Origin of the sequence: Arenimonas metalli CF5-1, assembly GCF_000747155.1 — a bacterium.
Lineage (GTDB): Bacteria > Pseudomonadota > Gammaproteobacteria > Xanthomonadales > Xanthomonadaceae > Arenimonas > Arenimonas metalli.
Genome location: NZ_AVCK01000055.1, coordinates 84,041 through 101,335, shown reverse-complemented (window position 1 = coordinate 101,335; position 17,295 = coordinate 84,041). Strand labels below are relative to the sequence as shown.

The window sequence follows — 17,295 nt, the reverse complement described above, 5'->3', positions numbered from 1 at the left end:
GTAGGAGGGCCTTCAGGCCCGAAGCTTTTGGCCGGAAAGCTTCGGGCCTGAAGGCCCTCCTACAGGGAAGCATCATGAAGCTTGCGCTTGCGACTGCGATTGCCGCCTACGGGCTCGACGAAGACCTGACGCCGCTGCGCGAGGCCTGCGACGCCGCGGGCATCGACGTCTCCGTCGTCGCGTGGGACGACCCGACCGTGAGCTGGGCGCGCTTCGACGCGGTGCTGCTGCGCTCGACCTGGGACTACATCGACCGCCTGCCGGAATTCCTGGCCTGGTGCGACCGCACCGCCGCGCTCACGAAGCTGTGGAACGGCCCCGACGTGGTGCGCTGGAACACCGACAAGCGCTACCTGGGCGAACTGGCCGCGAAAGGCGTGCCGGTGATCGAAAGCCACTTCATCGCGCCGGGCGAGGATCCGGCCGGCTTCCCCGACCTCGCCGAATACGTGGTCAAGCCCACCGTCGGCGCCGGCTCGCGCGACGCCCAGCGCTACCTGCGCGAAGACCGCCCCGCGGCGATCGCGCACGCGCGTCGCCTGCTCGACCAGGGCCGCCACGTGATGGTGCAGCCCTACCTGCGCGCGGTCGACGAGCAGGGCGAGACCGCGCTGCTGTTCTTCGGCGGCCAGTTCAGCCACGCCATCCGCAAGGCGCCGCTGCTCAAGCGCGGCAAGGACGCGACGCGCGCACTGTTCAACGACGAGCACCTCCAGCCGCGCACGCCGTCCGAGGCGGAGCACGCCGTCGCGCGCCAGGTGCTGGCCGCCCTGCCCTTCGGGCCGCTGGTGTATGCGCGCGTGGACCTGCTGCCGTCCGAAACCGGGCCGCAGCTGCTCGAGCTCGAGCTGACGGAGCCGTCGGTGTTCCTGCCTTACGGCGAGGGTGCGGCGGCGCGGTATGCGGCCGTGCTGGCTGAAAAGCTTCGGGACTGAAGTCCCTCCTACACGAGGCCCTGTAGGAGGGCCTTCAGGCCCGAAGCCTTTGGCCTACTCCTCCAACACCCGCGCGACGACAACGGCCGCCAGCTGCTCCGGAGTCTGCGACACCGTATCGAGCACCAGCTCCGCCGCCTCCGGCGCCTCGTACGGCGAATCGATGCCGGTGAAGTTGCGGATCTGCCCGGCGCGCGCCTTCGCGTAAAGCCCCTTGGCATCGCGGCGCTCGGCTTCGGCCAGCGGCGTGTCCACGTGCACTTCGAGGAACTCGCCCGGCGCGAACAGTTCGCGCGCCATCCGCCGCTCGGCGCGGAACGGCGAGATGAAGCTCACCAGCACGATCAGGCCCGCGTCGGCCATCAGCTTCGCCACTTCGGCCACGCGGCGGATGTTCTCGACGCGGTCCTCGTCGGTGAAGCCGAGGTCACGGTTGAGCCCGTGGCGCACGTTGTCGCCATCGAGGATGAAGGTGTGGAAGCCCTGCGCATGCAGCTGCTTGTCCACCAGGTTGGCGATGGTGGACTTGCCGGCGCCCGACAGGCCGGTGAACCACAGCACCCGCGGCTGCTGGCCCTTGATGCGGGCACGCGCCGTGCGGTCCACGTCCAGGTGCTGCCAGTGGATGTTGGCCGCGCGGCGCAGCGCGAAGTCGAGCGTGCCCGCGGCGACGGTGGCGTTGGACTGCCGGTCGATCAGGATGAAGCCGCCCAGTCGCCGGTTGGCGGCATAGGGTTCGAAGGCGATGGCCTGGTCGAGGCTGAGGTTGACCACGCCGACCTCGTTGAGCTCGAGGTGCTTGGCGGCCAGCGCCGCCTGCGTGTTCACGTCGACCTTGTGCTTGATCTCGGTGACCTGGGCGGTGACGGTGCGCGCGCCGATCTTGAGCAGGTAGGGCCGGCCGGGCAGCAGCGATTGCGCGCCCATCCACAGCAGGTGCGCGGCGAACTGGTCGGCCACCTGCGGCGGGTCGCCAGCGGCGGCGATCACGTCGCCGCGGCTCACGTCCACTTCGTCCTCCAGCACCAGCGTGATGGCCTGCCCGGCCACCGCACGCGGCAGGTCGCCATCGGCGGTGACGAGGCGGGCCACGCGCGAACGGCGGCCCGAGGGCAGCACCACCACCTCGTCGCCCGGCGACACCGCGCCGGCCGCCAGCGTGCCGGCGAAGCCGCGGAAGTCCTGGCTCGGGCGGTTCACCCACTGCACCGGCAGGCGCATCGGCGCGCGCGGATCGTCCTGCGCGGGCTCGGCGGCTTCCAGCGCCTCCAGCAGGCTCGGGCCCGTGTACCAGGGCATCGCCGGCGACGGCGCCAGCAGGTTGTCGCCGCGCAGCGCCGACAGCGGGATCGCCTGCACGCGGGTGATGCCCAGGCTCGCGGCCAGCGCGGCGTAGTCGGCGACGATGCGCTCGAACGTGGCCTGGTCGTAGCCGGCCACGTCCATCTTGTTCACCGCCAGCACCACGTGGCGGATGCCCAGCAGCGAGACGATGTAGCTGTGCCGGCGCGTCTGCGTCAGCAGGCCCTTGCGTGCATCCACCAGCACCACGGCCAGGTCGGCAGTGGATGCGCCCGTGGCCATGTTGCGGGTGTACTGCTCGTGGCCCGGGCAGTCGGCGACGATGAACTTGCGCTTGTCGGTGCTGAAGAACCGGTAGGCGACGTCGATGGTGATGCCCTGCTCGCGCTCGGCCTCGAGGCCGTCCACCAGCAGCGCGAAGTCGATGTCCTCGCCCTGGGTGCCGTGGCGGCGGCTGTCCTTGGCCAGCGCGGCCAGCTGATCGTCGAGCAGCAGGCGGGTGTCGTGCAGCAGCCGCCCGATCAGCGTGGACTTGCCGTCGTCCACGCTGCCGCAGGTGATGAAGCGCAGCAGCGGTTTGGCTTCGTGCTGTTTCAGGTAAGCCGCAACGCTCCCTGTAGGAGGGACTTCAGTCCCGAAGCTTTCGGCGAAGGGCTTCGGGACTGAAGTCCCTCCTACAGAAAGCGGCTTGTTGGTGGCCATCAGAAGTAGCCCTCCTGCTTCTTCTTCTCCATCGACGCGCCGGGGTCGTGGTCGATCACGCGGCCCTGGCGCTCGGAGGTGGTGGCGACCAGCATCTCGGCGATGACCTTCTCCAGCGTGTCGGCCTCGGACTCGATGGCGCCCGTGAGCGGGTAGCAGCCCAGCGTGCGGAAGCGCACCTTGCGCATCACCGGCACTTCGCCCGGCCGCAGCGGCAGGCGCGCGTCGTCCACCATGATGAGCGCGCCGTCGCGCTCGACCACCGGCCGCTCGGCCGCGAAGTACAGCGATGGCACCGGGATCTTCTCGCGGTAGACGTAGAGCCAGACGTCGAGCTCGGTCCAGTTCGAGATCGGGAACACGCGCACGCTCTCGCCCTTCTCGATGCGGGTGTTGTACAGGTCCCACAGCTCGGGCCGCTGGTTCTTCGGGTCCCAGCGGTGCTGGGCGGTGCGGAACGAGAAGATGCGCTCCTTGGCCCGCGACTTCTCCTCGTCGCGGCGCGCGCCTCCGATGGCCGCGTCGAACTGGTGCAGGTCCAGCGCCTGCTTCAGCGCCTGCGTCTTCATCACGTCGGTGTGCACGGTGGCGCCGTGGGTCACCGGGCTGACGCCCTGGGCCAGGCCCTCGGGGTTGGTGTGCGTGCGCAGCTCGACGCCCGTCTCGGCGGCGCGGCGGTCGCGGAATTCGATCATCTCGCGGAACTTCCAGCCGGTGTCCACGTGCAGCAGCGGGATCGGCGGCTTCGCGGGGTGGAAGGCCTTCACCAGCAGGTGCAGCAGCACCGAGCTGTCCTTGCCCACGGAATACAGCATCACCGGGTTGCGGAAGGAGGCCGCGACCTCGCGCAGGACGTGGATGGCCTCGGCTTCGAGGCGGTCGAGGTGGGACAGGGCGGGTTCGCTCATGGCGGGCAGGATATCAACGCAGCAGGTTGTAGAGGCTGACCGCGCTGACCAGCAGGCCGACGAAGGCCATCAGCGGGCGCGCCGGCACCCGCCGCGTCAGCCAGGCGGCGAAGGGCGCCGCGATCACGCCGCCCACCAGCAGCCCCAGCACCACGTGCACGTGGCTGACGCCCAGCGTGGCCAGGAACACCAGCGACACCGCCAGGCTGATGAAGAACTCCGCCGCATTCGCCGTGCCGATCGCGATGCGCGGCTCGAGGTGCCGGGCCATCAGGTGGGTGGTGGTCAGCGGGCCCCAGCCGCCGCCACCCACGGCATCGAGGAAGCCGGCGCCCAGCCCCAGCGGCACGTTGCCGCCGTGCCGGGGCGCACGCCGCTGGCCGCGCCACGCGCGCCAGACCAGCATCAGGCCCAAGGCCAGCAGGTAGGCCGCCACCAGCGGCCGCAGCCAGCTCCAGTCCACCGAAGCCAGCAGCCAGGCACCGGTGACCGCGCCCAGCACGCCGGGCAGCACCAGCGACCACATCAGCTTGCGGTCGACGTTGCCGAAGTAGCCGTGGCTCAGGCCGGACACGCCGGTGGTGGCCACTTCGGCCGCATGCACGCTGGCGCTGGCCACCGCCGGCGGCAGCCCGAAGGCCAGCAGCAGGCTGGAGCTGGTGACGCCGTAGGCCATGCCCAGCGCGCCGTCGACCAGCTGTGCCGCGAGGCCGATGGCGACGAAGATGAAGAACTCGGGGGGCAGGTCCATGGGGCGGCCGCGGGGAGGGTGCGGCGACTATCGTGCGCCCTTTTCGCGCCGGCAAATAAGCGCCGGGCATGTCGGCATGCCGCCTGTTCCTTTCCGCGCGGGAAATCCCGCGCGTAGCGTCGGTCCATCGCTTCCAGGAACCCGACGCCCATGCCTCCCGCCCCCGCCGCCCTGCCCGTGCCGCCCCTGCCCGGTGACAAGGTCGACCTGCTGGCGCGCCTGACCGACGGGCTGGATGCCCCCGGCCTGTGGTGGCTTTCGGGTTACGCCGCCGGCCTGGCCGCCCGCCCGGGCGCCCGGCCGGCGGCCGCGGAGCCGCAGGCCGGCGCCCGCCTCACCGTCGTCTTCGGCAGCCAGACCGGCAATGCGCGGCGCGTGGCCGAACAGCTGGCCCGGCAGGCCGAGACCGGCGGCCTCGCGGTGCGCCTGCTGCGCGCCGATGCCTACCCGCTGCCCGAGCTCAAGGACGAGCGGCTGCTGTACGTGGTGATCAGCACGCAGGGCGAAGGCGAGCCGCCGGACGATGCCCGCGGCTTCGTGTCGCACCTGCTCGGCAAGCGCGCGCCGAAGCTGCCGCAGCTGCAGTACGCGGTGCTGGGCCTGGGCGATTCGAGCTATCCGCTGTTCAACGCCACCGGGCGCGAGATCGACGAACGCCTGGCCGGGCTGGGCGCGAAGCGACTGTTCGCGCGCGGCGAGGCCGACGTGGACGTCGGGGCGGTGGCGACGCCGTGGCTCGGGCAGGCGCTGGAGCACGCGCGCATCGCGCTGGCCGCGACGCCTTCGGCCACGGTGACGCCGCTGCGTGCCGTCGCGCCTGTATCCCCGTGGTCGCGCGAGAAACCCTTCGCCGCCGAAGTGCTGGCCAACCAGCGCCTGACCGGACGCGGCAGCCGCAAGGACGTGCGCCATCTCGAACTTTCGCTCGAGGGCTCGGGGCTGACCTACCAGCCCGGCGACGCGCTGGGGCTGTGGCCGCGCAATCCGCCGGCGCTGGTGGACGCCGTGCTGGCCGAACTCTCGCTCGACGGCGACGCGGAAGTGGATGGCGTGCCGCTGCGCACCTGGCTGTCCGAACGGCGGGAGCTTACAAAGCTGGCGCGCCCCTTCCTGGCGAAGCAGGCCGAGCGCGGCGGGCACGACGCGTTGGCACGCACGCTTGAACCGAACCACGCCGAGGCCTTGGCCACGCTGCTGGGCACGCACCAACTTATCGACTTGCTGCAGGCCTTCCCGGCCGCGTGGACCGCGCCGGACCTGGTCGCCGCGCTGCGGCCGCTGGCACCGCGGCTCTATTCCATTGCTTCGAGCCAGAGCGTGGTCGGTGCCGAAGCCCACCTGACGGTCGACCACGTCCAGTGGGACGCGCCCGGCGGCCGGCGCTGGGGCGCGGCCTCGCACCAGCTCGCGTCATCGGAGGAAGGCGAGGCGTTGCCGGTCTTCATCGAAGCCAACGAGCGCTTCCGCCTGCCGCGCGACGGCGGGCGCGACGTGATCATGATCGGGCCCGGCACGGGCGTCGCGCCGTTCCGCGGCTTCGTGCAGGAACGCGCGGCGAGTGGCGCCACCGGCCGCAACTGGCTGCTGTTCGGCGCCCCTTATGCGCGCCACGATTTCCTCTACCAGCTCGAGTGGCAGCAGGCGCTCAAGGCGGGCCAGCTGCATCGGCTCGACCTCGCCTTCTCGCGCGACCAGGCCGACAAGGTGTACGTGCAGCATCGCCTGCGCGAACACGGCCGCACGCTTTTCGACTGGCTCGAAGGCGGCACGCACTTGTACGTCTGCGGCGCGACGGCGATGGGGCGCGACGTCGAAGCCGCCCTGCTCGATGTCGTCACGACCCACGGCGGGCGCGACCAGGACGCCGCGCGGGACTACCTCGCCACGCTGCAGCAGCAGGGCCGCTATGCCCGGGACGTCTACTGATGAGCGCGCACTCCGTCGAAGACATCAAGCAGGCCAGCGGCCGCCTGCGCGGCACCCTGCTCGACAGCCTGGCCAACCCGGTCACCGGCGCGCTGGCCGAAGCCGACCAAGTTTTGATCAAGTACCACGGCAGCTACCAGCAGGACGATCGCGACCTTCGCGAGGAACGTCGCGTCGCCAGGCTCGAGCCCGACTACAGCTTCATGATCCGCACCCGCACGCCCGGCGGCGTGGTGACGCCGGCGCAGTGGCTGGGCCTGGACGCCATCGCCACCACCTATGCCGAGCGCGGCCTGCGCATCACCACGCGCCAGGCCTTCCAGTTCCACGGCGTCATCAAGGGCCGGCTGAAGGCGACGATGCAGGCGATCAACGCCCAGCTGATCGACACGCTGGCGGCCTGCGGCGACGTCAACCGCAACGTGGCGGTGGCGGCGAACCCGCTGGAGTCGCGCGCGCACGCCGCCGTGTACGCGCAGGCCGCGGCGCTGTCACGGCACTTGTTGCCCAACACCCGCGCCTACTACGAGATCTGGCTCGACGAGCAGCGCGTGGCCGGCAGCGGCGAGGAGGACGAGCCGGTGTACGGCAACGCCTACCTGCCGCGCAAGTTCAAGATCGGTTTCGCGATCCCGCCGGTGAACGACGTGGACGTGTTCGCCCAGGACCTGGGCTTCATCGCCGTGCTCGAAGGCAGCGAGGTGGTGGGCTACAACGTCGCCATCGGCGGCGGCATGGGCGCGACGCACGGCGACGCGGACACCAATCCGCGGCTCGCCGACGTCATCGGCTTCGTGACGCCGGACCAGGTGATCGCCGTCGCGACCGCCGTGGTCACCGCGCAGCGCGACTTCGGCAACCGCACGGTGCGCAAGCGCGCCCGGCTCAAGTACACGATCGACGACCGCGGGCTGGACTGGTTCACCTCGCAGGTGGAGGGCCGCGCCGGGTTTCCCCTGGCCGCGGCGCGGCCCTTCGCCTTCGAGCACTCGGGCGACCGCTTCGGCTGGGTCGAAGGCCACGACGGCCGCTGGCACCTGACGCTGCGGCTGCTGTCGGGCCGCATCCTCGATGGCGCGGACGGCGCGCACCTGACTGGCCTGCGCGAGATCGCGCGCGTGCACGAGGGCGACTTCCGCATGACGCCGAACCAGAACCTGGTCATCGCGGGCGTGCCGGCCGGCGAGCGCGCGCGCATCGATGCGCTGGTTCAGGCACATGGCCTCGACGGCTACCGCACGGCCAGCCCGCTGCGGTTGAAATCGGTCGCCTGCGTCGCCCTGCCCACCTGCGGCCTCGCGATGGCCGAGGCCGAGCGCTACCTGCCGACGCTGACCACGAAGGTCGAGGCGCTGCTCGAAGCCCACGGCCTGATCGACGCGCCGATCCTCCTGCGCATCAGCGGCTGCCCCAACGGCTGCTCGCGCCCCTACCTCGCCGAGATCGCGCTCGTGGGCAAGGCGCCCGGCCGCTACAACCTGATGCTCGGCGCCGACCACCGCGGCCAGCGCCTGAACACCCTTTACCGCGAAAACATCGCGGAACCGGAAATCCTCGCCGCGCTCGACCCGCTGTTCGCGCGCTACGCCGCCGAGCGCGCCCCCGGCGAAGGCTTCGGTGATTTCCTCGTCCGCGCCGGCGTGGTGAAGCCACGCACCGGCATCCCCCTGGAGCTGCAAGCATGAGCCTCGTCCCCGACCCCACCGCCGCCGCCGAATCGGCCCAATCCCTGGCCGAACTCAACGCCTGGCTCGCCGGCCTGCGCGCCGAGCAGCGCATCGAGTGGGCGCTGCAGTCGCTGAGCGGCGAACACGCGCTTTCCTCCAGCTTCGGCGCGCAATCGGCGGTGGCCCTGCACATGGCCACGCGCCTGCGCGGCGACCTGCCCGTGATCCTGGTCGACACCGGCTACCTGTTCCCCGAAACCTACCGCTTCATCGACGAGCTCACGGAGCGGCTGCAGCTGAACCTCCAGACCTACCGCCCGCAGATCGGCATCGGCTGGATGGAGGCGCGCCACGGCAAGCTCTGGGAGCAGGGCCTGGAGGGCCTGGACCGCTACAACCGCCTGCGCAAGGTCGAGCCGATGCAGCGCGCGCTGGCCGAGCTGGGCGTGCGCACCTGGATCGCCGGGCTGCGCCGCAGCCAGGCCAGCACCCGCGCCCACATCGACTTCCTGGAAATCAAGGACGGCCGCTGGAAGCTGCACCCGCTGGCCGACTGGAGCGACCGCGACCTGGGCCAGTACCTCGCCCGCCACGACCTGCCCTACCACCCGCTGTGGGAGCAGGGCTACGTGTCGATCGGCGACATGCACACCACCCGGCCCCTGGCCCCCGGGATGCGCGAGGAAGACACCCGCTTCTTTGGCCTCAAGCGCGAATGCGGGCTGCACTTCGACGAGCCGGCGGCGCGGCGCGCCTAGGGCCCCGGAGGCTGCAGGTCGTAAGCGCCGCCGTCGATGGACCGGCGCGAATGCGCGCAAAGCTTTGCCTGCTCTTCGCGGGACAGTGACCGGAACTGAACCTCGAAGGTGGCGGAAACAAGGCTGTCCATCCCGTCCTCCGCAGCGGAGGGATCCCAAAGCCACTGCTCGTCCGGCGGCGGCGCCGACGCGACCTTGGCCGCCTGCTCGCCCACCCAGCGAAGGTAGGGCGCGTTGCGCCGGTCCCAGCGCGCCAGCATCGCGGCGTCCATGGCGGTGGACGCGTCCCCGAAGCCTTCGCAAAGCCGGATCAGCGCGACCGTCTCGCGGCGGTTCTTGCACAGCGAGGCCAGCAAGCCGGTGCTGGCCGCGTCGCCCTCGCAGGCGGCGATGCCAGCGGCCGTTGCCTCATCCGGCGTCCAGGACCCGGCCTCCGAAGCGGTGGCGCTGGCGCAGGCCAGGCCCGTGGCCAACGCGGCAAACAGGCCCAACCGTAGCTTGGGTCGAAACAGGCGGGCAGGCGGAACGGTCTGCGGCATTCGAGCGGGCTCCGGAGGACGTGCCTGGATCGTATCCCAAGGGCCGCCGCGCGACGTGGCCGCCATGGGCAGGTCCATGGGACGATAGGCCACCTGCTGCCGCTGTCCCTGCCCCATGCTCCGACTCACCGACATCACCCTGCCGCTGGAACACGCCGAGCCGGCCCTGCGCGAGGCCGTGCTTGCGCGGCTGAAGCTGCCCGCGGCCGACCTGCGCGGCATGACCGTGGCCAAGCGCAGCTACGACGCCCGCAAGCGCGGCCACATCCAGCTGATCTACTCGGTGGACGTGGACGTGGCCAACGAGGCCGCGGTGCTCAAGCGCGTCGCGGCCGAGACCCGGCCGAACCGGGTCAAGGTGATGCCGACGCCCGACACCACCTACCGCTTCATCGCCAAGCCTTCGCCGGAACAAAAGCTGCGCCCGATCGTGGTCGGCATGGGCCCCTGCGGCCTGTTCGCCGGGCTGGTGCTGGCGCAGATGGGCCTGCGGCCGATCATCCTCGAGCGCGGTAAGCAGGTGCGCGAACGCACGGTGGACACCTTCGGCCTGTGGCGCAAGAAGGTGCTCAACCCCGAATCGAACGTGCAGTACGGCGAGGGCGGCGCCGGCACGTTTTCGGACGGCAAGCTCTACAGCCAGATCAGCGACAAGCGCCACCTGGGCCGCAAGGTGCTCGACGAGTTCGTCAAAGCCGGTGCACCCGACGAAATCCTGTACGTCAGCAAGCCGCACATCGGCACCTTCCGGCTGGTCTCGATGGTCGAGCACATGCGCGCCACGATTGAATCGCTGGGCGGCGAGATCCGCTTCTCGCACCGCGTCGAAGACCTGGTGATCGAACTGGACGCCGACGGCGACCGCCGCGTCCGCGGCGTGGCGTTGGCCAATGGCGAAACGATCCGCGCCGACCACGTGGTGATGGCGCTGGGCCACAGCGCCCGCGACACCTTCGCGATGCTGCACGCGCGCGGCGTGTACATGGAAGCCAAGCCGTTCTCGATCGGCTTCCGCATCGAGCACCCGCAGTCGGTGATCGACGAAGCGCGCTTCGGCCCCCAGGCCGGCCACCCGATCCTGGGCGCGGCCGACTACAAGCTGGTGCACCACTGCCGCAACGGCCGCTCGGTCTACAGCTTCTGCATGTGCCCGGGCGGCACCGTGGTGGCCGCGGCCAGCGAGCCGGGGCGCGTGGTCACCAATGGCATGAGCCAGTACTCGCGCAACGAGCGCAACGCCAACGCGGCGATCGTGGTCGGCATCACGCCCGAGGACTACGCCGAGCACGACCCGAGCGGCAGCCCGCTGGCGGGCATCGCGCTGCAGCGGTACTGGGAGGAAGTGGCGTTCAAGCTCGGTGGCGGCACCTATGAAGCGCCGGGCCAGCGCGTCGGCGATTTCCTCGCGGGCCAGCCCTCCACCACGCTGGGCGCCGTGCTGCCCTCGTACACCCCGGGCGTCACGCCCACCGACCTGGCGCAGGCGCTGCCGAAGTACGCCGTGGACGCGATCCGCGAAGCGCTGCCGGCCTTCGGCAAGCAGATCAAGGGCTTCGACATGGCCGACGCGGTGCTGACCGGCGTCGAGACCCGCACCTCGTCACCGCTGCGCCTGACCCGCGGCGAAGACGGCCAGAGCCTAAACACCCGCGGGCTGTTCCCGGCCGGCGAAGGCGCGGGCTACGCGGGCGGCATTCTTTCCGCGGGCGTGGACGGCATCCGTGCGGCGGAGTGGGTGGCCGAGGCGATGATCCGGGCCGGCGAAGCTATCCCCGCCTGAAACGAACGGGATTCAGGCCGAGGCCGGTGCCGCCGCGCGCGCGCGAACGCCGGCCACCAGCGCCAGCACGTTAAGCACCGGCGCGATCAACAGCACCTGCGCAACCGCCAGCACCGGGAGCAAGGCCACGACACCCGGCGGCGCGTCCACTTTCGCCAGCATGTAGGCGAAGGCCGGCACCATCAGCAGCGCCACGAACCCGTTCAGGCCCAGAGCGCACCAGCGCAGGAACTTGCGCGCGGGCCAGTGCGCGGCCGCCAGGAACAGCATCAGCGGCACCGCGGCCATGCCGGCGAGGAACACCAGCCTGAAATGCCGGCCCAACAGCAACACCGCCACCGGCAGCAGGGCCAGGGCGATCCAGGTGCTCACTTTCGCGGTTTTCATCATGCCGCGAGTTTGTCAGTTGGTGATGGCCTGGCTCAAGTCGACCCACGTCGGCGGCTGGGGCCACGCGGGCGAATCGTGCCCCGCCACCGCGCGCTTGAGGTCGGCGCGGTCGAGCTGCGGGGCCAGGGCCAGCAGCAGCTCCAGCGCGTAGTCGCGCAGCACGCGTTCGCGCGGCAGGACGGCCCAGCTGGTGCAGTCGGGGATGGCGACGGGTGCGGGCAGCGCGCGCAGGTCGCCGTCGTCGCGGGCGCTGACCGCCATTTCCGCGAGCAGGCCGACGCCGAGGCCGGCGCGCACGTAGGTCTTGATCAGGTCGGCGTCGCGCGCGGTCATGGCGATCTGCGGCTCGAGGCCGGCGTCGGCGAAGGCGCGGCGGAGCGAGGACTCCGGCTTGTTGGTGGACTCGTAGCTGATGAGCGGCAGCGCGGCGAGTTCGGCCAGCGTGGGCGCGCGTTCCAGCGTGGCCAGCGGATGCGCGTCCGGCACCAGCACCTGCCGGCGCCAGCGGTACAGCGGCACCGCCAGCCCGCCCGGCGGCGTATCGCCGGCGGTGCTGACCACGGCGAAGTCGGCCTGGCCTTGCGCCAGCGCATTCAGCGCCTCGCCCTCGGACGCGGGCTGCAGGTGGATGCTCACCTCGGGGAAACGCCGGGCCAGCGCCGCGATCGCGGGCGGCAGCACGAAGCGCGCCTGCGTGTGCGTGGTGACGAGGGTCAGCCGGCCCTGGGTCTCGCCGCGCTGGTTGGCGGCGAAGGCGCGGATGTTGCCGGCCTCGGCCAGCACGCGGCGGGCGTGGGCCAGCACTTCCTGGCCCGAGGGTGTGATGGCCTCGAGGCTGCGGCCCTTGCGCTGGAACAGCAGGAAGCCGAGTTCGTCCTCGAGCTGCTTGAGCTGCTTGGACAGGCCGGGCTGGGTGGCGTGCACCTTCTCGGCGGCGAGGGTGATGTTCAGGCCCGAGTCGGCGATCGCGACCAGGTAGCGGAGCTGGGTGAGGGTCATGGCGGTTCCAGGCAAAGGGTGGCGCAGGCGCGGCTCAGGGCACGGGCGGGCGACAACATTTGCTGGAACGGCTCGGTTTCACGGGGATTTCCGGAGGCGCGCGCGGGGCGCCGATGACGTGCACCGACCGTAACCCGGCGTCGCCGGCCGCGTCCAGACAGGTTTGATAACCGCAGGGCATATGCACCGTTGCAGCCGTCATTTCACCGGCGGCGGGCCGCGGCCTAGGGTCTGGCCATGGACACCGCCCCGCTTCCGCTGTTTCCCCTGTTCGCCGACCTGCGCGGCCGGCGCGTGCTGGTCGTGGGCGGCGGCGCGGTGGCGCGGCGCAAGCTCGAGCCGCTGCTGGCGGCGGGCGCGCGGGTGGTGGTCGGTGCGCCGCGGCTGGATGCGGACGTAGCCGCGCTGTGGGCTGAAGGCCGCATCGAACATCTCGCGGGGCGCTTCACGCCCGACTGGCTCGACGGCGCTTGGCTGGTGGTCGCCGCCACCGACGAAGGCGCGGTCAACCGCGCGGTCGCCGCGGCCGCCGAGGCGCGGCGGATCTGGGCCAACGTGGTGGACGACCTCGAACTGTCGAGCTACCAGTCGCCGGCCCGCATCGAGCGCGGGCCGCTGCAGATCGCGATTTCCAGCGGCGGCGGTGCGCCGATGCTGGCGCGGTACCTGCGCGAGAAGCTCGAGACCGAACTCGATGAGTCCATCGGCGCGCTGGCCACGCTGCTGCTGCACGAGCGCGCGCGCATCCGGCAGCGGCATCCGCGCCTGCCCGAGCGGCGGCGCTTCTTCGAGAAGCTGCTGGCCGGACCGGTCGCCGAGCGGTTTCGCGCGGGTGACGCTGCCGGTGCACGGGCGGCCTTTGAATCCGCCCTGGGCGAAGCGCCGCCCTCGCGCGACATCGGCACGGTCGCCCTGGTCGGCGCCGGCCCCGGCGACCCGGGCCTGCTCACGCTGCGCGCGCTGCGCCTGCTCAACCAGGCCGACGTGATCCTGCACGACCGCCTCGTGGGCCCCGGCGTGCTGGCGCTGGCGCGCCGCGACGCCGAGTTCATCGAAGTGGGCAAACAGGCCGCCAACCACCACGTCACCCAGGACGGCATCCACGCACTGATGCTCGAGCACGCGCGCGCCGGCCGCCGCGTGGTGCGGCTCAAGGGCGGCGATCCGTTCGTGTTCGGACGCGGCGGCGAGGAGCTCGAGTTCCTGCACGCGCACGGCATCGCCTTCGAAGTGGTGCCGGGCGTGACCGCCGCGCTCGCCTGCGCCGCCTACGCCGGCGTGCCGCTGACGCATCGCGACCATGCGCAATCCGTGCGCTTCGTCACCGCGCACTGCAAGGACTCGCTGGACACCCTCGACTGGCGCGCGCTGGCGCAGGAGAAGCAGACGCTGGCGGTGTACATGGGCGTGGCCGGCCTGGCGTCTTTCCGCGATCGCCTGCTGGCCCACGGCCGCGCGGCCAGCACGCCCTTCGCCCTGGTGGAGAACGGCTCGCGGCCCGAACAGCGCGTGGTCATCGGCACGCTGGACCGCTTGCCTGAAACCGCGGCCGCGCACGCCGTGCAGTCCCCCGCCCTGCTCATCCTCGGCGAAGTCGCCGCGCTCGCGACGACCCTGCACTGGTTTGGCACCGAACCCCTGCAGGAACGGGTTCAGGTTCACTTTCCCGAACCCGTCCCGGCGATCGCCGACGCCGCCTAGCCGGGAAAGTGAACCTGACCCCGTTCCTGGCGCTTTGGCCCAGCCGCTGGAACTGAACCTGACCCCGTTTTTGGAGAACGCCATGGCGATTTACGACAGCATCCTCGACACCATCGGCCGCACGCCCATCGTGCGGCTGCATCGCATCGCGCCGGCGCACGTGTCGCTCTACGTGAAGGTCGAGTCCTTCAACCCCGGCGGCTCGGTGAAGGACCGGCTGGCGCTGGCGATCATCCTCGATGCCGAGCAGCGCGGGCTGCTCAAGCCCGGCCAGACGGTGGTCGAAGCGACCTCGGGCAACACCGGCATCGCGCTGGCCATGGTCTGCGCGGCGCGCGGCTATCCCTTCGTGGCCGTGATGACGGAAACCTTCTCGATCGAACGCCGCAAGCTGATGCGGGCCTACGGCGCGAAGGTGATCCTGACGCCGGCCGCCGAGCGCGGCAGCGGCATGGTGCGCAAGGCCGCCGAGCTGGCGCAGAAGCACGGCTGGTTCCTGGCGCGCCAGTTCGAGAACGAGGCCAACCCGGCCTACCACCGCAGCACCACCGGCCCCGAGATCCTCAGTGATTTCGCGGGAAAGCGGCTCGACTACTTCGTCACCGGCTGGGGCACCGGCGGCACCCTCACCGGCGTGGGCCAGGTGCTGAAGCTGGCCCGGCCGGGCATCCAGGTCGTCACCAGCGAGCCGGCCGGCGCCCAGCTGCTCAACGGCAAGGACTGGGCCCCGCACAAGATCCAGGGCTGGACGCCCGACTTCGTGCCGGCCGTGCTCGACCGCGGCCTCGCCGACCAGGTCCGCCCCGTGGACGACCTCACCGCCCGCGACACCGCCCGCCGACTCGCCGCCGAAGAGGGTGTGTTCGTGGGCCTGAGCGCCGGCGCCACCGTGGCCGCGGCCCTGCAGGTCGCCCGGGACGCCCCGGACGGCAGCGTGCTCCTGGCCATGCTGCCCGACACCGGCGAGCGCTACCTCAGCACGCTCCTGTTCGAGGGCGTGAACGAAGGCAGCGACGAGGACTGGCTGGCGGGGCTGGAGGACACCCCCCGCCGCCGCGTGAAGACCATGTAGGAGGGCCTTCAGGCCCGAAGCTTTTCGGCGAGGGGCTTCGGGACTGAAGTCCCTCCTACAGTGACGGGGGGAAAGGGTAGAATTGCGGTCCCTTCGAAGCCCGCCGCGCGGCCCCACGCCGTGCGCCGGCCTGCCCCACAGGAACGTCGCGACGATGAAGATTCTGGTCGGTTACAAGCGGGTGGTGGACTACAACGTCCGCATCCAGGTCAAGCCCGATGGTTCGGGCGTGGTCACCGAGGGCGTGAAGCTCTCGCCCAACCCCTTCGACGACATCGCGCTGGAAGAAGCCCTGCGCCTGCGCGACAAGGGCATCGCCACCGAAGTGATCGTCTGCACGATGGGCCCGGCCGACTGCCAGGCGCACCTGCGCAACGGCCTGGCGATGGGCGCCAACCGCGCCATCCACGTGGTCACCGACCAGGCCGTGCAGCCGCTCACCGCGGCCCGCGCCCTGCTCAAGCTGATCGAGAAGGAGCAGCCGCAGCTGGTGCTGCTGGGCAAGCAGGCGATCGACGACGACGCCAACCAGACTGGCCAGATGCTGGCCACGCTTTGGGGCCGCCCGCAGGCCACTTTCGCCGGCAAGCTCGACGTCGCCGACGGCAAGGCCACCGTGGTGCGCGAAGTCGACGCCGGCCTGGAAACCCTCGAGGTCGACCTGCCCGCCGTCGTCACCACCGACCTGCGCCTGAACGAGCCGCGCTTCATCAAGCTGCCCGACATCATGAAGGCCAAGTCCAAGCCGATGGAAACCATCGCCTTCGCCGACCTCGGCGTAGACAGCGGCGACCATCTCAAGACCAGCCACTTCGCCCCGCCCGCCAAGCGCAGCAAGGGCGTGATGGTGAAGGACGTCGCCGAGCTGGTTTCGGCGCTCAAGGCCAAGGGCCTGGTGTAAGGAGACCATGACGATGAGCAAGATCCTGATCGTCGCCGAGCACCTCGGCGGCCAGCTGAACTCCTCCACCGCGCGCTGCGTCAGCTGCGCCGCGGCCATCGGCGGCGAGATCCACGTCGTCGTGCTGTCGGACGCGCCCGATGCGGTCGCCGCCGAGGCCGCGAAGATCGCCGGCGTCGCCAAGGTGATCACCGTCGCCAACGCCGCCAACGCGAATCCGATCGCGCAGGTGCTGGCGCCGCAGGTCGCGAAGCTCGCGGCCGGCTACAGCCACGTGCTCGGCGCCTCCACCACCTTCGGCAAGGACCTGATGCCCTGCGTCGCGGCCCTGCTGGGCGTGGCCCAGGTCAGCGACATCATGGCGGTGGAATCGAGCCACGTGTTCAAGCGGCCGATCTACGCGGGCAACGCGATCATCACCGTCCAGGCGCCGTCCTCGATGGCCGTGGTCGGCACCGTGCGCACGGCCTCGTGGCCCGCCGCGGCCAACGGCGGCAGCGCTGCGGTGGAAGCCGCGTCGGTCGACGCCGCGCTGCCCACGCATACCCGCTTCGTGTCGCTGCAGCAGGGCAAGTCCGACCGCCCCGACCTGCAGAGCGCCGGCAAGGTGGTCTCCGGCGGCCGCGCGCTCGGCTCGGCCGACGCATTCAAGATCATCTACTCGCTGGCCGACAAGCTCGGCGCCGGCGTCGGCGCCTCGCGCGCCGCGGTGGATGCCGGCTACGTGCCCAACGAGCTGCAGGTCGGGCAGACCGGCAAGATCATCGCGCCGGAACTCTACGTCGCGATCGGCATCTCGGGCGCGATCCAGCACCTCACCGGCATCAAGGACGCGGGCACCATCGTCGCGATCAACAAGGATGCCGAGGCGCCGATCTTCGAGATCGCCGATTTCGGCTTGGTCGGCGACCTGTTCCAGATCGTGCCGGAGCTGGAGAAGTCGCTCTGAGCTGAACTCCGCGCC

General features: G+C 71.1%; 15 protein-coding genes. 9 read left to right on the top strand and 6 right to left on the bottom strand.

The features are described 5' to 3' along the window. The first annotated feature begins 74 nt into the window (after window positions 1–74). Window positions 75–935, top strand: a complete 861-nt coding sequence (locus tag N787_RS12135) for an ATP-grasp domain-containing protein (protein WP_052575438.1) — start codon at window positions 75–77, stop codon at window positions 933–935. A gap of 54 nt (window positions 936–989) precedes the next feature. Here N787_RS12135 and cysN read toward each other — a convergent pair whose 3' ends face one another. The 3 genes from cysN to N787_RS12120 are packed head-to-tail and all read right to left on the bottom strand — an operon-like array spanning window position 990 to window position 4,598. Then, window positions 990–2,939: a sulfate adenylyltransferase subunit CysN gene (gene cysN, locus N787_RS12130; RefSeq protein ID WP_084590794.1), complete on the bottom strand. Its 1,950-nt coding sequence runs from the start codon at window positions 2,937–2,939 to the stop codon at window positions 990–992. Next, window positions 2,939–3,847 carry a sulfate adenylyltransferase subunit CysD gene (cysD, locus tag N787_RS12125; protein ID WP_034214519.1) on the bottom strand — a complete coding sequence of 303 codons (909 nt, stop codon included), beginning with the start codon at window positions 3,845–3,847 and terminating at the stop codon, window positions 2,939–2,941. Before cysD ends, cysN begins: the two co-directional genes overlap by 1 nt. Window positions 3,848–3,860: 13 nt before the next feature. Beyond that, window positions 3,861–4,598 (bottom strand): sulfite exporter TauE/SafE family protein, encoded by a 738-nt coding sequence (locus N787_RS12120; protein WP_034214516.1) that lies wholly within the window; start codon window positions 4,596–4,598, stop codon window positions 3,861–3,863. Window positions 4,599–4,748: 150 nt separating this feature from the next. On the opposite strand from N787_RS12120, the gene N787_RS12115 reads away from it, so the two are divergent. Genes N787_RS12115 through N787_RS12105 form a run of 3 tightly spaced genes read left to right on the top strand, consistent with a single transcriptional unit; the run spans window position 4,749 to window position 8,949 of the window. After that, window positions 4,749–6,524: an assimilatory sulfite reductase (NADPH) flavoprotein subunit gene (locus tag N787_RS12115; RefSeq protein ID WP_034214514.1), complete on the top strand. Its 1,776-nt coding sequence runs from the start codon at window positions 4,749–4,751 to the stop codon at window positions 6,522–6,524. After that, window positions 6,524–8,209, top strand: a complete 1,686-nt coding sequence (gene cysI / locus N787_RS12110; protein ID WP_052575437.1) for an assimilatory sulfite reductase (NADPH) hemoprotein subunit — start codon at window positions 6,524–6,526, stop codon at window positions 8,207–8,209. The genes N787_RS12115 and cysI overlap by 1 nt, the downstream gene beginning before the upstream one ends. Next, a complete protein-coding gene (locus N787_RS12105) occupies window positions 8,206–8,949 on the top strand; it encodes a phosphoadenylyl-sulfate reductase (RefSeq protein WP_034214511.1) in 744 nt (247 codons plus the stop codon). Before cysI ends, N787_RS12105 begins: the two co-directional genes overlap by 4 nt. Here the strand turns inward: N787_RS12105 and N787_RS12100 are convergent. Further along, on the bottom strand, window positions 8,946–9,488 hold the full coding sequence (locus tag N787_RS12100; RefSeq protein WP_034214509.1) for a hypothetical protein: 543 nt from the start codon (window positions 9,486–9,488) through the stop codon (window positions 8,946–8,948). The two genes, N787_RS12105 and N787_RS12100, sit on opposite strands and share 4 nt — an antisense overlap. A 115-nt stretch (window positions 9,489–9,603) precedes the next feature. Here N787_RS12100 and N787_RS12095 point away from each other — a divergent pair, with 115 nt between their 5' ends. Continuing rightward, on the top strand, window positions 9,604–11,268 hold the full coding sequence (locus N787_RS12095) for an NAD(P)/FAD-dependent oxidoreductase (protein WP_034214506.1): 1,665 nt from the start codon (window positions 9,604–9,606) through the stop codon (window positions 11,266–11,268). Window positions 11,269–11,280: 12 nt separating this feature from the next. Here the strand turns inward: N787_RS12095 and N787_RS12090 are convergent, their stop codons facing one another. Together N787_RS12090 and N787_RS12085 are read right to left on the bottom strand one after the other, a co-directional pair. Further along, window positions 11,281–11,655: a hypothetical protein gene (locus N787_RS12090; protein ID WP_169742306.1), complete on the bottom strand. Its 375-nt coding sequence runs from the start codon at window positions 11,653–11,655 to the stop codon at window positions 11,281–11,283. 15 nt (window positions 11,656–11,670) lie between these two features. After that, window positions 11,671–12,657 carry a LysR family transcriptional regulator gene (locus N787_RS12085; protein WP_034214500.1) on the bottom strand — a complete coding sequence of 329 codons (987 nt, stop codon included), beginning with the start codon at window positions 12,655–12,657 and terminating at the stop codon, window positions 11,671–11,673. 237 nt (window positions 12,658–12,894) lie between these two features. Between N787_RS12085 and cysG the strand changes: the two genes are divergently transcribed. The 4 genes from cysG (at window position 12,895) to N787_RS12065 (ending at window position 17,280) form a co-directional block, all read left to right on the top strand. Continuing rightward, entirely contained in the window at window positions 12,895–14,358 is a 1,464-nt protein-coding gene (cysG, locus tag N787_RS12080; RefSeq protein ID WP_034214498.1) for a siroheme synthase CysG, read from the top strand. An 82-nt stretch (window positions 14,359–14,440) separates the two neighbouring features. Continuing rightward, on the top strand, window positions 14,441–15,430 hold the full coding sequence (gene cysK, locus N787_RS12075; protein WP_034214868.1) for a cysteine synthase A: 990 nt from the start codon (window positions 14,441–14,443) through the stop codon (window positions 15,428–15,430). A 154-nt stretch (window positions 15,431–15,584) separates the two neighbouring features. Further along, on the top strand, window positions 15,585–16,331 hold the full coding sequence (locus N787_RS12070; RefSeq protein WP_034214496.1) for an electron transfer flavoprotein subunit beta/FixA family protein: 747 nt from the start codon (window positions 15,585–15,587) through the stop codon (window positions 16,329–16,331). A gap of 13 nt (window positions 16,332–16,344) precedes the next feature. Beyond that, window positions 16,345–17,280: an electron transfer flavoprotein subunit alpha/FixB family protein gene (locus tag N787_RS12065; protein ID WP_034214493.1), complete on the top strand. Its 936-nt coding sequence runs from the start codon at window positions 16,345–16,347 to the stop codon at window positions 17,278–17,280. Window positions 17,281–17,295: the final 15 nt, after the last annotated feature.

Bases quoted from the DNA above. Each gene is read 5' to 3' on its own strand.
- N787_RS12135 (WP_052575438.1), top strand. From the start codon at position 75: ATGAAGCTTGCGCTTGCGACTGCGATTGCCGCCTACGGGCTCGACGAA.
- cysN (WP_084590794.1), bottom strand. From the start codon at position 2,939: ATGGCCACCAACAAGCCGCTTTCTGTAGGAGGGACTTCAGTCCCGAAG.
- cysD (WP_034214519.1), bottom strand. From the start codon at position 3,847: ATGAGCGAACCCGCCCTGTCCCACCTCGACCGCCTCGAAGCCGAGGCC.
- N787_RS12120 (WP_034214516.1), bottom strand. From the start codon at position 4,598: ATGGACCTGCCCCCCGAGTTCTTCATCTTCGTCGCCATCGGCCTCGCG.
- N787_RS12115 (WP_034214514.1), top strand. From the start codon at position 4,749: ATGCCTCCCGCCCCCGCCGCCCTGCCCGTGCCGCCCCTGCCCGGTGAC.
- cysI (WP_052575437.1), top strand. From the start codon at position 6,524: ATGAGCGCGCACTCCGTCGAAGACATCAAGCAGGCCAGCGGCCGCCTG.
- N787_RS12105 (WP_034214511.1), top strand. From the start codon at position 8,206: ATGAGCCTCGTCCCCGACCCCACCGCCGCCGCCGAATCGGCCCAATCC.
- N787_RS12100 (WP_034214509.1), bottom strand. From the start codon at position 9,488: ATGCCGCAGACCGTTCCGCCTGCCCGCCTGTTTCGACCCAAGCTACGG.
- N787_RS12095 (WP_034214506.1), top strand. From the start codon at position 9,604: ATGCTCCGACTCACCGACATCACCCTGCCGCTGGAACACGCCGAGCCG.
- N787_RS12090 (WP_169742306.1), bottom strand. From the start codon at position 11,655: ATGAAAACCGCGAAAGTGAGCACCTGGATCGCCCTGGCCCTGCTGCCG.
- N787_RS12085 (WP_034214500.1), bottom strand. From the start codon at position 12,657: ATGACCCTCACCCAGCTCCGCTACCTGGTCGCGATCGCCGACTCGGGC.
- cysG (WP_034214498.1), top strand. From the start codon at position 12,895: ATGGACACCGCCCCGCTTCCGCTGTTTCCCCTGTTCGCCGACCTGCGC.
- cysK (WP_034214868.1), top strand. From the start codon at position 14,441: ATGGCGATTTACGACAGCATCCTCGACACCATCGGCCGCACGCCCATC.
- N787_RS12070 (WP_034214496.1), top strand. From the start codon at position 15,585: ATGAAGATTCTGGTCGGTTACAAGCGGGTGGTGGACTACAACGTCCGC.
- N787_RS12065 (WP_034214493.1), top strand. From the start codon at position 16,345: ATGAGCAAGATCCTGATCGTCGCCGAGCACCTCGGCGGCCAGCTGAAC.